The 13,861-nt window shown below is 48.3% G+C and carries 13 protein-coding genes and 1 riboswitch; of the genes, 8 read left to right on the forward strand and 5 right to left on the reverse strand.

Annotation, left to right across the window (positions count from 1 at the left end):
- Positions 1-19: 19 nt before the first annotated feature.
- Genes CRO03_RS14410 through CRO03_RS14420 form a run of 3 tightly spaced genes read left to right on the forward strand, consistent with a single transcriptional unit; the run spans position 20 to position 3,614 of the window.
- Positions 20-520: a hypothetical protein gene (locus CRO03_RS14410; protein ID WP_097112526.1), complete on the forward strand. Its 501-nt coding sequence runs from the start codon at positions 20-22 to the stop codon at positions 518-520.
- Between the two features lie 5 nt (positions 521-525).
- Positions 526-1,335, forward strand: coding sequence for a bifunctional DNA-formamidopyrimidine glycosylase/DNA-(apurinic or apyrimidinic site) lyase (gene mutM / locus CRO03_RS14415; protein ID WP_097112343.1), 810 nt, complete (start codon positions 526-528; stop codon positions 1,333-1,335).
- 59 nt (positions 1,336-1,394) lie between these two features.
- Positions 1,395-3,614, forward strand: a complete 2,220-nt coding sequence (locus tag CRO03_RS14420) for a tetratricopeptide repeat protein (RefSeq protein WP_097112344.1) — start codon at positions 1,395-1,397, stop codon at positions 3,612-3,614.
- 19 nt (positions 3,615-3,633) lie between these two features.
- On the opposite strand, the gene CRO03_RS14425 is transcribed toward CRO03_RS14420, so the two are convergent.
- The 3 genes from CRO03_RS14425 to CRO03_RS14435 are packed head-to-tail and all read right to left on the reverse strand — an operon-like array spanning position 3,634 to position 6,965.
- Entirely contained in the window at positions 3,634-5,274 is a 1,641-nt protein-coding gene (locus CRO03_RS14425) for a BamA/TamA family outer membrane protein (protein WP_097112345.1), read from the reverse strand.
- A gap of 5 nt (positions 5,275-5,279) precedes the next feature.
- The gene (locus CRO03_RS14430) at positions 5,280-6,134 is read right to left on the reverse strand and encodes a mechanosensitive ion channel family protein (RefSeq protein ID WP_097112346.1); all 855 of its coding nucleotides are present in this window, start codon (positions 6,132-6,134) and stop codon (positions 5,280-5,282) included.
- A gap of 15 nt (positions 6,135-6,149) precedes the next feature.
- Complete coding sequence (locus tag CRO03_RS14435) at positions 6,150-6,965, reverse strand: DUF432 domain-containing protein (RefSeq protein WP_097112347.1); 816 nt, start codon at positions 6,963-6,965, stop codon at positions 6,150-6,152.
- A 320-nt stretch (positions 6,966-7,285) separates the two neighbouring features.
- Between CRO03_RS14435 and mgtE the strand changes: the two genes are divergently transcribed.
- Positions 7,286-8,629, forward strand: a complete 1,344-nt coding sequence (gene mgtE, locus CRO03_RS14440) for a magnesium transporter (RefSeq protein WP_097112348.1) — start codon at positions 7,286-7,288, stop codon at positions 8,627-8,629.
- A gap of 23 nt (positions 8,630-8,652) precedes the next feature.
- On the opposite strand, the gene CRO03_RS14445 is transcribed toward mgtE, so the two are convergent.
- Complete coding sequence (locus CRO03_RS14445; protein ID WP_097112349.1) at positions 8,653-9,426, reverse strand: M15 family metallopeptidase; 774 nt, start codon at positions 9,424-9,426, stop codon at positions 8,653-8,655.
- Between the two features lie 140 nt (positions 9,427-9,566).
- A riboswitch (TPP riboswitch) is annotated at positions 9,567-9,679 on the forward strand.
- A gap of 46 nt (positions 9,680-9,725) precedes the next feature.
- Between CRO03_RS14445 and CRO03_RS14450 the strand changes: the two genes are divergently transcribed.
- The 4 genes from CRO03_RS14450 to CRO03_RS14465 are packed head-to-tail and all read left to right on the forward strand — an operon-like array spanning position 9,726 to position 13,581.
- Positions 9,726-11,831 (forward strand): TonB-dependent receptor, encoded by a 2,106-nt coding sequence (locus CRO03_RS14450; RefSeq protein WP_097112350.1) that lies wholly within the window; start codon positions 9,726-9,728, stop codon positions 11,829-11,831.
- Between the two features lie 27 nt (positions 11,832-11,858).
- On the forward strand, positions 11,859-12,107 hold the full coding sequence (locus CRO03_RS14455; RefSeq protein ID WP_097112351.1) for a YkoF family thiamine/hydroxymethylpyrimidine-binding protein: 249 nt from the start codon (positions 11,859-11,861) through the stop codon (positions 12,105-12,107).
- Positions 12,104-12,733 (forward strand): nicotinamide riboside transporter PnuC, encoded by a 630-nt coding sequence (gene pnuC, locus CRO03_RS14460; protein ID WP_097112352.1) that lies wholly within the window; start codon positions 12,104-12,106, stop codon positions 12,731-12,733. The genes CRO03_RS14455 and pnuC overlap by 4 nt, the downstream gene beginning before the upstream one ends.
- A complete protein-coding gene (locus CRO03_RS14465) occupies positions 12,682-13,581 on the forward strand; it encodes a phosphotransferase (protein WP_097112353.1) in 900 nt (299 codons plus the stop codon). Before pnuC ends, CRO03_RS14465 begins: the two co-directional genes overlap by 52 nt.
- Here the strand turns inward: CRO03_RS14465 and CRO03_RS14470 are convergent.
- On the reverse strand, positions 13,567-13,749 hold the full coding sequence (locus tag CRO03_RS14470; protein WP_097112354.1) for a helix-turn-helix domain-containing protein: 183 nt from the start codon (positions 13,747-13,749) through the stop codon (positions 13,567-13,569). The two genes, CRO03_RS14465 and CRO03_RS14470, sit on opposite strands and share 15 nt — an antisense overlap.
- Positions 13,750-13,861 lie beyond the last annotated feature (112 nt).

Below are 13,861 nucleotides of genomic sequence, written 5' to 3' on the forward strand. Positions count from 1 at the left end.
CGCGCAGAAAAACTTTATTATGCTGAAACTCTCACGCCGTAACTGGAACAACGTACTGATTTTTGCAGTATTGATCCTGATGTTTGTGCTGTATGGCATACCACAACGTTTACAACAAAAAATGGCCGCTGAGCACCGTTTAGTCCCGGCAGACGCTGAGTTATTAATGGTAGGCTTTGCCAGTCAGCGTTTAGTTAAAGCCGGGCCGCAGTGGCAATTACAACCGGCTGGTAATAGTCAGGTTGATGCCGAGCAGGTAGCATTGGCCTGGCAGTATAGCCAGCTGATACCGGTGGATACCGTGCCAATGCAAAGCCGGGTGCCGGTGGCGCAGGCCAGTGTGCAACTGGTCGGAAAAAGCACGCCCATTATCTGGTTGCTGTATCCGGGCGCTGAGCCTGCCAATAACCCTGAACAAGGCCCTGACACTAGCCAGTATCTGTTGCAACAGGCCGGCCAGAAGCAGTTTTATCAGTTGAGCAGGGAGCAGGCCCGCCAATTATTTTTGCTGGAGCAATAACACTAATGCCAGAATTACCCGAGGTAGAAGTTTCCCGTTTAGGCATTAGCCCACACCTGGAGGGTCAGCAACTACTTAGGGTGGTAGCCCGCCAACGCCAGCTGCGCTGGTGGATCCCGGATGAAGTGGTGCAGTTAAGCAACCAACCCATTTTGGCGGTGCAGCGGCGGGCTAAGTATTTACTGATTAGCCTGGCCAGCGGCGATATTATTTTGCATTTAGGTATGTCGGGCCATTTAAAAGTGGTTGCCAGTAATACCCCTGCGGCCAAACATGATCATCTGGATTTATTATTGTCGAACAATAAAGTGCTGCGATTAAACGATACCCGCCGTTTTGGCGCTGTGCTGTGGCAGGCTAAAGGCGAGGTGCATCCGTTATTGGCAGCACTGGGGCCAGAACCACTAACAGAAGATTTTAGCGAGCATACCCTGATTGACGGCTGTGCCAAACGCTCGGCAGCGATTAAATTGGTGCTAATGGATAACAAGGTGGTAGTCGGGGTAGGAAATATCTACGCAAACGAGGCGTTGTTTAAAGCCGGTATTTTGCCAACCGCACCAGCCAACAGCGTGCCTGCAGCGAAACTGGCTTTATTAAGCACAGTAGTAAAAGAAACGCTGGCAGCAGCGATAGTGCAGGGCGGCACCACCTTAAAAGACTTTAGTCAGGCCGATGGTAAGCCGGGCTATTTTAAACAACAGTTACTGGTATACGGCCGTGGCGGCCAGCCATGTCTGCAATGTCAGCAACCATTAACTGAGATAAAACTGGGCCAGCGCACTACGGTTTATTGTGATATTTGTCAGAGGTAAATAATTACAGTACTTTAAGTTTTATTGATTAGTTAACCGCCAGTTCTTGTAGGGGCCCGATGCCAATTCAACCGAAATTTAGATTTGATAGTCCACCTGATTCTGCTCAGCGATATTTTACTGACAGGGATGAGCCCAGAGCCATTTTTGCAAAGTACCTCAATGCAAATTCAACAGAAGAGCATCAAATACTAAACTTTTATGGCATAGGTGGGGTTGGCAAAAGTCGATTAATAACCGAGTTTGTTAATTCGGTAAAAAAGTCTGACAGATGGACTCCGTTAACTCTTGATATGGCGCAAGCGAATTTGCACGAGAGTGCTGCGGCGTTACTGAACTTAAGAAATCAGCTTGCGAAAGCCTTACCCAAGTTTAAATTCCGGTCTTTTGACTATGTCTATGCAACGTATTGGCAGAAACTTAATCCATCAATAGATCTTAGTGATAGCAGCTTTGATATTTTGGAAAATTCTGACTTATTAACAGAGATCGGAACCAATCTGTTTGACACGCTTGAAGCGGTTCCGGGCCTTGGCATCATCAATAAAGTTGCGAAACTCGGAAAAAAAGCGAATTCAGCTATTAACTCCTGGTGGCTCAAGAGAGGGTGCTCGATTACCCAGCAGCTAGAGCAAAAACAAAGCAATGAAATAAAGCTATGGCTACCAGCGTATTTTGCCCAGGATATACATGACTTTCTGGACGAATATCCACAACACAGAGTATGTGTATTTTTTGATACATACGAAGCATTGTGGGAAAACAATACTTCAGCAGGAAAGTTTTTCGAGGTTGATGAATGGGTAAGAGAGCTCGTTGGCCATTTGCCTCAATTTTTATTTGTGATTGCAGGTAGAGAAAAACTCCGTTGGTTGGAAACTGATCCAGATTGGAACGACGTAATAGATAGTCACATATTAGAGCGACTTTCTGACAAGGATTCGACGCTGTTTTTGGAACGCTGTGGAATTGCAAATAATACTATTGCTTCGGCAATTGCCATTTCCAGCGAAGGTTCACCCTTTTATTTAGATTTGGCAGTTGATAGTTATAGAAAATTATTGTCGTCAGGAAAGTCTCCTGATATTACTGATTTTATGGGCAAAACGCCCAGGGAGCTGCTTGACCGATTTATTCGATATCTTGACAGAAATGAACTCGCCAGCTTGAAAGTTTTGGCATTATGCCGGACCTATGATGTAGATTTGTTTTCTGCTCTGATGAAAGCGTTTGAAACTGGTTATTCGCCAGTTAACTTTGCTGAATTTAATCGATACTCGTTTATTCACCATATTAATGAACACGATTTCACTATAAGCGCGTTGATGAAGCGAGCCATGATAGATTACCTGGAAAAAGATACTCAGATTAGAGTCAGATCCTTTCTGTATCATTATTTTCGGGACAAAATAACAGATCTTGCCCTGGAGGGGGCAAAAGGTTTTAGTAACTTTGATAATGTCAGTTACTACGCTACCGACCTGGTATTTAATAATGAGAAACGATTCGACTATCTCATGCTTTGTGGCCGAGTTTATCAGTATCAAACTAAAATGGCTGATGCATTAGCACAGTATGAAAAAGCTGTTTCAGTGGCTGATTCCAACTTAATTGAAGTTCAACAAGCCCGTATTGAAATTGCGACAACCCAACGCCAGCATGGCGATGAGGTCGCTGCCAGCCGCACGATAAAAAAGATTCTTGAGGATTGTATAGTAGAGCCTTCTGATGAAATAAAAGGCAAAGCGTTAGTCCAACTAGGATTATGTTATTACTCGTTGGCTCAAACTAAACATGAACCAGCATTAATAGAAAAATGTATTGAGTGTTATCAAGAAGGCCTTGAACTTGCTCTTAAGCTTGAAGATGCAAAGCAAATAGTTTACACAAAATTGTCATTGTCCACCGCTTTTGAAAGCATAGGCAAAATTCCGGAAGCAATAGAGCTATTGCATGAATGCAAAGTATTAGCCAAAAAAAATGGCTTTGAGCATCAATATATAGACTGTTTGAATGGGTTAGCCAGAAAGTACATTATCATTGGAGAATATACGACGGCTATTGAGTTAGCTGAAGAGGGATTAAAACGGTGGCAACAAAGTAATTTTAAACGAGGACAATTAGTTATGTGCTGCCATTTATTGGAAGCACATTTTAAACTCGGGAACCCAAAGGAATCAGTAACTGAGATTTTAACTGACGGGCAGACTTTGAGCGAGGACGTCACTGAAACGCTGATAATCCAAATGTTTGAAAAGTCAAAATCACTTTGGCTTTGATGTTATTTGTTGCCTTAAATTAAAAACGCCGTTTAGCAGTAACCCGCCATTGCCAGTTTCCCAGCTCCGGATTGTCGCTAACCGGCCGGGTTAAGTCGATATGGACCATGGTGCCGCGGCTGGAATGGGTGGACAATAAGCGTATACCTACGCCAACACCATACAAGACATTGGAATCAATATTATTTTCACCGCGCTGTTCAGCGCCCCAGCTACGGCCGGCATCGGCAAAGCCGGCAAAGCCGACATCGAAAATGTGCAGAATGTTCCAGTCGGTATAGTAACGATACTCGGCAGTGGCAACCATCCGGTTATCACCACGCTGGTAAAATAACGGAAAGGCCCGCAGACCGGTATCGCCGCCAAGATATAGCGCTTCATCTTCGAACAGATCTTTGCCACGTTGTAAATCGAGAATACCGACTACACTGCTTTGCCGGTTCAGCTGATACACCAGCTGCCAATGGGTGCTAAGTAATTGCTGGCGCAAATCAGCCATTTTCAGACCATGATAACGAACGCTGCCGAGCAACCATAAGTCGCTTTGCAGCGACCAGGCTTTTTCAATTGCCGCATCCACTTGCCAGCCACTGGCGTCTGCCCCCAGACCTTTTTGCAAATTAGCTAGTCTCAGATACGCCTGCCAGCCCAGATTAATATCTTCTACCCGGTTAAACTGGTTTATGTTGTAGAGCTTTCGATACTGGTCTTCCAGCAACTGGTACTCTACCCAGACTCTGGACAAATTCCGCTCCGACGGTAAATCAAACAAGGTGTCGGCATTTTCCGAAAAACTAACGTCTTCCAGCGTTACGCCGCTGTTCAGGCGATGAATACGCTTACTGTTGCCGGCTAACCTTAAACCGACAAAACTGGTAAACCCCTGCTGGGTACGGTCGTACTGGTTAACCTTCTCGCCAAGCACATAATCATTAATTTGTTGTTTGTCCTTGCTGACATCAAAGCTTACTGCCCAGGGCGAGCTTAAGCGGTAAAATGGCCGCTGAACATTAATCTGATAGCTTTCACCGTCGGAGTTGTTAGCATAGCGGGTGAGTGCCTGCCAGTGGCTGCCCATAATATTCGGGCTGGCAAAACTAAATAAATAGCCGGTGCGTTCTGCGTCTTTCGCGTAATCCAGTTGCAACTGATTACCGGTGCCGAGCAGGTTATCTTCGGCGATACCTATCGAATATTCGGTTGAACCGCCTTCGCTGGAGAAATCTATTTTTGGCAGCAACGACCAGTTGTCCCAGGTTTGTACCCGGACCTCAACAGTATTGGTCTCGGGGCAATAGTGACTTACCGCGACATCAGCGTCACGAATGTAGCTACGGCCACGCAAAATCCGTTCAGTTTCTGCCAGTTCGGCCAAATCTAACGGGCTTTGCGGGGTAAACAGCAAATCGTTGGCGATAGTCACTTCTTTAGAAATAATATGGCTGTAATTAGCAAAGCGGTGCAACCAGAAGGTGCCAGGTTCTGACAGGTCGAACACATTTTGCTGGGTGAAATGAATAGCGCTGATTGTCAGACCGGTTTTTTGTAAATCTGCTTCATCAAATAAGGTGGTGCAACTGGCATTAGTATCTGCACGAGCTTGATTAAACAAAGCGCCGGCCAGCAAAACGGCAATCACTAACGTACTGCGAAGCATCATATCCGTTAATCCTTCTTCTCAGCTGAAGCATTAACATCAGCCGCAGTATTGATGGTAACTGGGGCAGAGCCCTGACCAAATACTACGGTGCGTTGCGGAAACGGAATTTCAATACCTGCCTGATCGAAGGCAATTTTAACTTCCTCCTGAATACTGTTTCGTAATTCACGAAAGTTTTCCCGTTTGGTCCAGACACTGAACTGAATGCTCAGTGATGAATCGGCAAAGCCGTTAAAAATAAATAACGGGGCCGGTTCGTCCAGGCTCAGCGGATTATCATCTGCTACTTGCTGCAAGATCTGGCGCACCTTACTGATATTCTCTTTGTAGGCCACGCCTATCATCAAATCAAACCGACGAATAGGAAAGCGAGTCATATTGATCATTTCAGTTTTAATCAGGCTTTCATTGGGGATCCGGACATACAGATTGTCAAAAGTACGCAGCTTCACTGACAGTAAATCGATCGACAATACTTCGCCGGTGGTGTTGCCCACTTTGATAACGTCACCCAGCTGGAATGGCTGTTCACCAATCAGAAACAAGCCACTGATTAAATTTGAAGCTGAGGTTTGTGAAGCAAAACCAATGGCGACTGATAATACACCGGCGGCACCAAGTAATACCCCAAGTGAAAAACCCAGCTGGCGTAGTGCAGAGGCAAAGAACAAGGCCAGTACCAGCCAGTAAACTAAGCGTTTAAACAATACGGCGTGGTGCTGCGAGAAGTTATGGATAACCAGCCTTTGCACGCCACGACTGGCCAGGCTGGCCAATAATAAGCCTGCAGCCAGCATAATAGCTGCCTGTAGCATATTAACCATCTGTTCAGACCGCAAAAAAGCAGTAAATTGCTCCATTAATGCCAGCTCCTGTTAGTCATTGAACATGCCAGTAAAAGCCCGGATCAGCCCTTGCTTTTCGATATGTTGCCGCGGCTCGGCAACCCGGGATGCCGCCGTTACGCCTGCAGGTAACTGCTTACTTATTTTGAAGCGGGTGAGGGCATGATTACCCTCGTGTTGCAGGGTTATCGGGTCTGTCCACAGCGTTCCGTCATGTAAACCATACAGGGCCAGATAGGGCACCGGAATACTTAATTTATCCAGCATCAACATGCTATCGGCGTTATTTTCTATGGTAATGGTAGTAACCGCCCGGTGAGGCCGGGCAGGGAGTTCAGACCGGTTGTGGCGGGCCTGGGTTTTATCGGCATAACACAATTCACCATGTAAGGTGGAGGGCCCGAACCAGGTATCAGATAAACGCTGGCTGGCAATTTCAGCCAGCTTGCACTCGGGCTGTTGCAAGCTTACCGCTACTTCAACCGGCGAGCTGATATAAAACACCGCCTGCTGTGCCGGAGGAATACTGAGCTGAGTACGGGTTTTTACCACCACCGGGCGGTCAAGTAACCTGGGGGTCAGACAAAACCGGGCCGGACTTTCCCGAAATACAAAGCGTTGCAAATTATCAAGCTGTGGTAACTGTTCAATGTTCTGGCTGAGCAACTGATGTCGGTCTTCTTGTTCTCCAAGTCGGGTAAAACCCAGCCACCATTCAGAATGCAACCTTTGCAGATACAGGGTTAATGGCCCAAGCGTATATTGCCAGCTTTGGCCGCTTTCCAGAGCAATGGGCAGCCACCAGGGGCTAAGCGCCGTTGTATTGTTGCTGTGTTGTGGTTGCATATCCTGTCCGGTCAATGAGCGTCAGCTTTGGCATAGTAGCAGAGCACAGGTGAGTGCTTCGCTAAATTTTCCGATGTCCTGATTGTTATCCCAGGCAGCAGATTTTAAAATGATGGTTAAATTCCGCTTAATAAGCAATATGTTATTTTATCTAAACTATCGATGGTGAGCTGTGTCAGCTCGGGTTATCATATTTTCAGTTACCCGTTCCAGCTTGCAGCCAGTATGCCGACTGCTTTATGAAATTACGCTTAATAAGCTTACCCTGTAATTCGCAGGAAATAGCAATATTGAGGTCAGGCCAGATTTAAGAGGGTGTTATGGAGTTACCTGTACTGATAAACCGGCTGCGCTCAGCACTTGAAAACAATACGGTGCAGTTGTTGCAGGACCAGCTGGAAGATGTGCATCCTGCCGATTACGCCGCTGCGATTACTGAATTTTCCCTCGAGCACTTATGGATGCTGCTGGCGGCACTGCGTCGGGCAGAGCAGGCAGAAGTATTTGGTTACTTGCCAGCTGAAGTGCAGGTTGCCCTGGCAATCAGAATTAGCCGACGCAAACTGGCACCAATAATTCGCCAGATGTCATCTGATGAACGGGCCGACCTGTTTAACCGCTTAACTGCCGAACAGCGCGAAACGTTGTTGCCGGCACTGGCCCAGGCGGAGCGGGAAGATTTGCTCCGTTTGTCCAGTCATCAGGAGGGGACCGCAGGCGCCATAATGACGTCGGACTATGCCATTCTGGCCCCCGATATTAATGTGCTGGATGCGTTAGATGTGCTACGCCGCGAAGCGCCTGATAAAGAAACCATCTATTCAGCCTATGTTGTAGATGCAGACCGTAAGTTAATTGGTGTGGTGTCACTACGGGAGCTTATTCTGGCACCTGCTGCTATGCTGGTGGACGAGCTGATGAATCATGACCCTATCTACGCGACGGTGGAGATGGCGCAGGAGCAGGTCGCAGCGATGGTGGCGAAATATGACTTGCTGGCATTGCCCATTCTGAATACCGAACAACAAATGGTCGGCATTGTGACCTATGATGATGCAATGGATGTTGCCGCAGCTGAAGCGACAGAGGATTTTCATAAAACCGCCACTATCGGTAAACTGGACGGTAATGTCAAAGATGCCAGCATTGGTCTGCTTTATCGCAAGCGGGTGTTCTGGCTGGTGATATTGGTATTTGGCAATATTTTTTCCGGCGCCGGTATCGCTTATTTTGAAGAGACTATTGCCAGCTATCTGGCCTTACTGTTTTTCCTGCCACTACTGATTGCCAGTAGCGGCAACGCCGGCGCTCAGTCAGGGACATTGATGGTGCGGGCATTGGCTACCGGTGATATTAAATTACGTGACTGGGGCTCATTGCTGGCCAAAGAGTGTCTGGTCGCCGGGTTACTGGGGTTAACCATGTCATTTGCCGTGGTATGGTTGGGCTGGTGGCGCGGTGGCTATGATATTGCCATAGTGGTAGCAGCGACCATGATGCTGGTGGTCATGGTCGGTAGCCTGGTTGGCTTATCGTTACCCTTTTTACTCAGCCGGTTAAAGCTGGACCCGGCCACCGCCAGCGGCCCGTTAATTACCTCAATTGCTGATGTGGCCGGGGTGGTGTTGTACTTCTCTATCGCAACCTGGTATCTGGGGTTATAGATACGAATCCTGCGGGCCCGGCATCAGTGTAGAGGCTTTAAAAAACCGCTATAGCAATAACCATCTGCCAGGCCATCTCCCTCCAGGTCTATCTGGCTCCAGTCAGCACTTTGGTTCAGTATGCTGACCTGCTGGTCACTGGCTAATACCGTGATGATATCAAAATCGGTGCCGGGGCCAGCCCGGAGTCGCAAGCCATCGCGTGCGGTTACCCGGGCTTGAATGACGGACAGACGGGGCAGTATTGCAGTATCTTGATCTTCTGCAAGTGCTTCTGGCGGCAATGGCGGCCTGGCGGGTAAATCTGGTGGCAACGGCGGGGCGGGCGGGGCTCCCCGCCAGCTGATTATAGCCTGATGCAGGTTTTCGGCCCAGTCACTGTCTCCGCCAGCCGGATAATGACCACTTTTCAATTGTGCCAGCGTAAGGTTCTGCAGCTGCAGGTGAGGCAGCTCCCAGCTTAGTGGTTGCAGGCCGTGTTTAGCGGCCAGTTGATGTAACTGCTGCCACCATTGTTTGCGTTCAGCTTTGTCATCCCAGCTCCACCTGCCATCAATATGTAATACAAAATCAGCGGCAACACCATATTGATGCAGTGAACTCCAGGCATCGGCGTTGGTTACCCTGGGCCCAGGCTTACTGCGGCCTTGGTTGTAGAGTTCGCGCTGGCGCTGCGGCGAGCGAAAACTCTCAAATAGTCGAAAAGGTAAATTGGCGTGAGCCAGATCTTGCAGTAACAACTCAACTTTATGCCGGAAAACCGGATGCAGGTGTGTCAATTTGGTATCTCTGCTCATTGTTGTGGTCCTTGCGAAGCCCCTGTTGTAAACCCGGCCACAAGCGCTGCGGCTTGCAATTATTATAGCTACAGTTTTGTAAATGCGACGAAGTGTTGACCAGCCGGCTTGCTCCGTTAGTTGAAAAGCTATACACTTGCGCCGCAACCAAGGGGTGCATCTGCGCAAAAACGCGGCTGCTGAGATGCTTACGGGCAAACCCTTAGAACCTGATCCGGATTATGCCGGCGGAGGGATGGTGCTAACTCCTTAAGCTGGTGTGATCTCTGTTTTTTTAATAAATGGAGCGTCATACGATAATGCGTTTTTCCCCGTCTTTAGTTACATCAGCAGTATTTGCAGCGCTGGCTGCTACTAACTTTGCTTATGCCGACAATTCCCAAACGGATGCTGCTATTGAGCGCATTACAGTGCAGGGTGACTTGCGCCAGCAAAGCGCAGGCCAGCTTGCCGGCAGTCTATCTGTGGTTACTGAACAGGATCTGCAACGCCAGTCGGTACAACATCTTGACCAGTTACTTAACCAGTTCGCCAACGTGAATTTTAGTGCCGGTGCATCGCGAGGCCGCTATGTTCAGGTACGAGGTATTGGTGAGCGCAGTGAATTTGTCGATACCATTAACCCCTCGGTCGGTATTCTGATTGATGGCATCGATTACTCCGGGTTGGGGATTAGCGGTATAAGTGATATCGCCCAGTTTGAAGTGTTTCGTGGCCCAGAGGCAACCCGTTTTGGCGCCAATGCGCTGGCCGGCATGCTGAATCTGACGACTAAGGGGCCCACCGACAGTGCCGAGGGGAAAGCCAGCCTGACCGTTGCTAATTATGATAGCTATCAGCTTGCTGGGCAGTTCAGCAATGCTATTACTTCAAAGTGGGGCTACAGTCTGTCACTGGAACAGCAACGTTCTGATGGCTTTATTGAAAACCGCTTTCTTGATCGGGACGATACTAACAATATTGACGAGTTAACCGGACGTTTGAAATTAGCTTATCAGCCAACCGACACGCTAAAGCTACAACTGGTTAGCCACTTTGTTGATCAGGATAACGGCTATGACGCGTTCTCGCTGGACAGAGACCGCACCACGCTGTCTGATCAACCCGGTCAGGACAAATTGCGCAGCAAAGCGCTGGCACTGCAGGCAGACTACACAGGTTTAACTTTTGCCAGATTGCAGGGCCAGCTTAGCTGGCTGGATGCCGCTGCAGATTATGGTTTTGATGAAGACTGGAGCTATGTTGGCTTACACCCGGATGAATATTCAACTACTGACCGCTATTTGCGTGACCGTGAGCAGTTAACCCTGGATTACCGTCTGGTTTCTACCGATGCAGGCCGGCTTGGCGAAAGCGATTGGGTGCTGGGTATTTATGCCGCCAGCAAAGAATTTGATCTGACTCGCCAGTTCTGGAACTGGGATTTATGGCAGGCAGACAGTTTTGCCAGTGCGCTGAGTCGCAGTAATCTGGCGTTATATACCGAACTGAGCACCCCGCTAACTGAGAAGTTAACGCTGGTATCCGGTCTGCGCTTAGAACGCTATGAAGATGAATACGCCGACAGCAGTGCTAACCGGATAGATAACAGTGACACCATGTGGGGCGCAAAACTAAGCCTGAATTTTCAGCCGAATCCGCAGGCTTTGATTTATTTGTTGGCATCACGTGGCTATAAAGCGGGTGGGGTTAATGGCGACGCCCTGGCAAAGGCCGCTGATGATAGCCTGAATGAATTACTGACCAAAGCCAGCTTTGCCCCGGAAACTTTGTACAACGCCGAGTTTGGCGTAAAAGGCACGGCGCTGGACCAGAGCCTGGTAACCCGGGTTGCCGCATTTTACATGTGGCGCGAGGATATGCAGGTAAAAGGCTGGTTAAACCCGGACAGTGGGCCGCAATTTGCCGGTTTTATTGATAATGCCGGTAGTGGCCGGAATTACGGTGTCGAAGTTGAAAGCCGCTTGCAAGTCAATCCGCAATTGGCGCTGATGATAAGCGCCAGCTGGCTGAAAACCAAACTGGGTAATTATGTCACTATTGATGGTGACGATTTCAGTGGCCGGGAACAGGCCCAGGCTCCGCGCTTTGGCTACAATCTGGCAGCCGACTGGTACCTGAGCGACGCGCTTATATTTAATGTTGGCCTGCAGGGCAAAGACAGCTATTACTATTCTGATGGCCATAATCAGCGCTCGAGCCGTTATGAGTTATTAAATCTGCGGCTAAGTTATCAGTTGCAGCAATGGCAGCTGGCGGTTTGGAGCCGCAATGCGCTGGATCAGGATGTTGGAGTACGTGGCTTCTACTTTGGCAATGACCCTCGCGATGGCTACGAGCCGCATCTGTATGAGCAGTTTGCTGAGCCGCGCCGGATAGGGCTCAGTGCCAGTTACCAATTTTAATGTTTCGACTACGTAACAGGAGTTGTGATGAAATTATCAGTAGAGATTAGCAAATACCCGCTGGCTGAAGACTATATTGGCCCGATCAAGGGTTTTATCGAGCAGTTGAATCAATACCCGGAGATCCGGGTGATCACCAATACCATGAGTACCCAGCTGTTCGGTGATTACGATGAGGTGATGCAGGCGCTGCAAAGCTGTATCAAGGCGTCTTTTGCCCAATACGGCAAGGTGGTGTTTGTCTGCAAGTTTATTCATGGTGATTTACAACCATGATGTTATGGCTCAGTAATGTCCTGGAACAATGGCAGTTAATGCACAGCCTGGAGCTGCTGGCAACGTTGCTGGCGCTGGCTTATGTAGTACTGGCGTTACGCCAGAGCCTCTGGTGCTGGCCGGCGGCATTACTGAGCACCATCTTGTTTACGCATATAATGTGGGATTCTGCATTGTTGTCCGATGCCTTGCTGCAACTTTACTACGCGGCAATGGCAATGTATGGCTGGTGGCGCTGGCAACAGCTGAAGCAGCAGCACCACGGGCAGAATACGGTATCGGAATGGCCCTGGCGCCGGCATCTGCAATTGATAGCCGTTACCGGCGCTATTGGCTTAGTGCTGGGATACCTTATGGCGAGTTATACCCACGCAGATTTCGCTTATCTTGATGCCCAAACCACCGCCTTTAGTGTGATGGCAACCTGGCTGGTTGCCCGTAAGCTGGTGTCAAATTGGTTATATTGGGTGGTAATAGATGCGATATCAATATACGTCTATGCCCAAAAACATCTGTATTTTCTGACCCTGTTGTTTATGCTGTATACCATTATTGCATTAGCAGGATACTTTATATGGCGGGCAACTTATCAGCAGCAGCCGCAATTAGCGGTGCCGGGCAGATAGCTGCGCTGTGCCGGCATCTGGAGTTTTTTGCCGGCCATCCGCCGCTGTCCATCGCTCCGCTCTCGAATGGTGCGTTCAATCTTAATTACCGGGTAGAAACATGTCGTGGGCTTTATGCAGTGCGGCGTTATCCGGTCAGTAGTAGCGGAGTATGCCGTCAGCAGGAACTGCGTTGTCAGCATGCCGCCGCTGTAGCCGGTATTGCGCCGGCACCTCTTTGTTTAAATAATCATTTGCAGGTGCTGATTAGCGAGTTTATAGAGGGCGGTGGCGCCTTTACTTTTACCGAGCAAAAAATTCCATTACTGGCCTGCACCCTGGCAAAGTTACATCAATTACCTACTCAAACACCTTTGTTACAACCGGTAGCCTATCTTTATCAATTAGCTCAGCATGCCGAAAATTCGTTTATTGCTGCAGATGACATGCTATTTAAAAGGTTAATAGCGATAGCAGAGAAATATCAGTTATTGGCAACTGATTGGGTGCTATGCCATCTGGATTTACATGCCGGCAATATACTCTGGAAAGATGATGCATTATGGTTGCTGGACTTTGAATATGCGCAATTAGCTGACAGTTGCCTTGATTTGGCTGCAATATCACTTAATTTTCAGTTGTCTGATGAAGCTGAGCAGCTGTTGCTGGCAGCTTACCGGCAACATAGGGCTGCCAGTACTGTCACTGTAAAACAACTTAAGGCAAATCTATCACTGGCAAAAGTTGTTTTTAGCGGTTTTTGCTGGTTGTGGTACATGAGCCTGCAGGAAAGTCTGGCGGCTTGTCGGGGACAAGCCCTTCATTGGCAGCAGCAGCTGATGCAACAGCTGGCGTTACAAACCCCCTAAACGCTCTGCCAATACTTTATAGCGTTTGACATCGTCTTCGTTAAATAATGGCTTGCCGCTTTCGTCCTGCTCTGTAGCAACCAGTAAATTTTCTCTGGCCAACCGTTCTACCCGAATATCCGGGATCCCAAGAAACTCAGCAACCTGTTGTACCGACATGAGTGACATAGCATTATCCTGATAAAAGTTAAGTTACTAGTAATAACCTATTCAAGCACTTTTTTGAATTAAAAAAAGCGTAATTCTGAAAAAATTGTTGGCAGGATTTCGCAGGCTGTTA

It is taken from the genome of Arsukibacterium tuosuense (assembly GCF_900215315.1).
Classification (GTDB): domain Bacteria; phylum Pseudomonadota; class Gammaproteobacteria; order Enterobacterales; family Alteromonadaceae; genus Alishewanella; species Alishewanella tuosuense.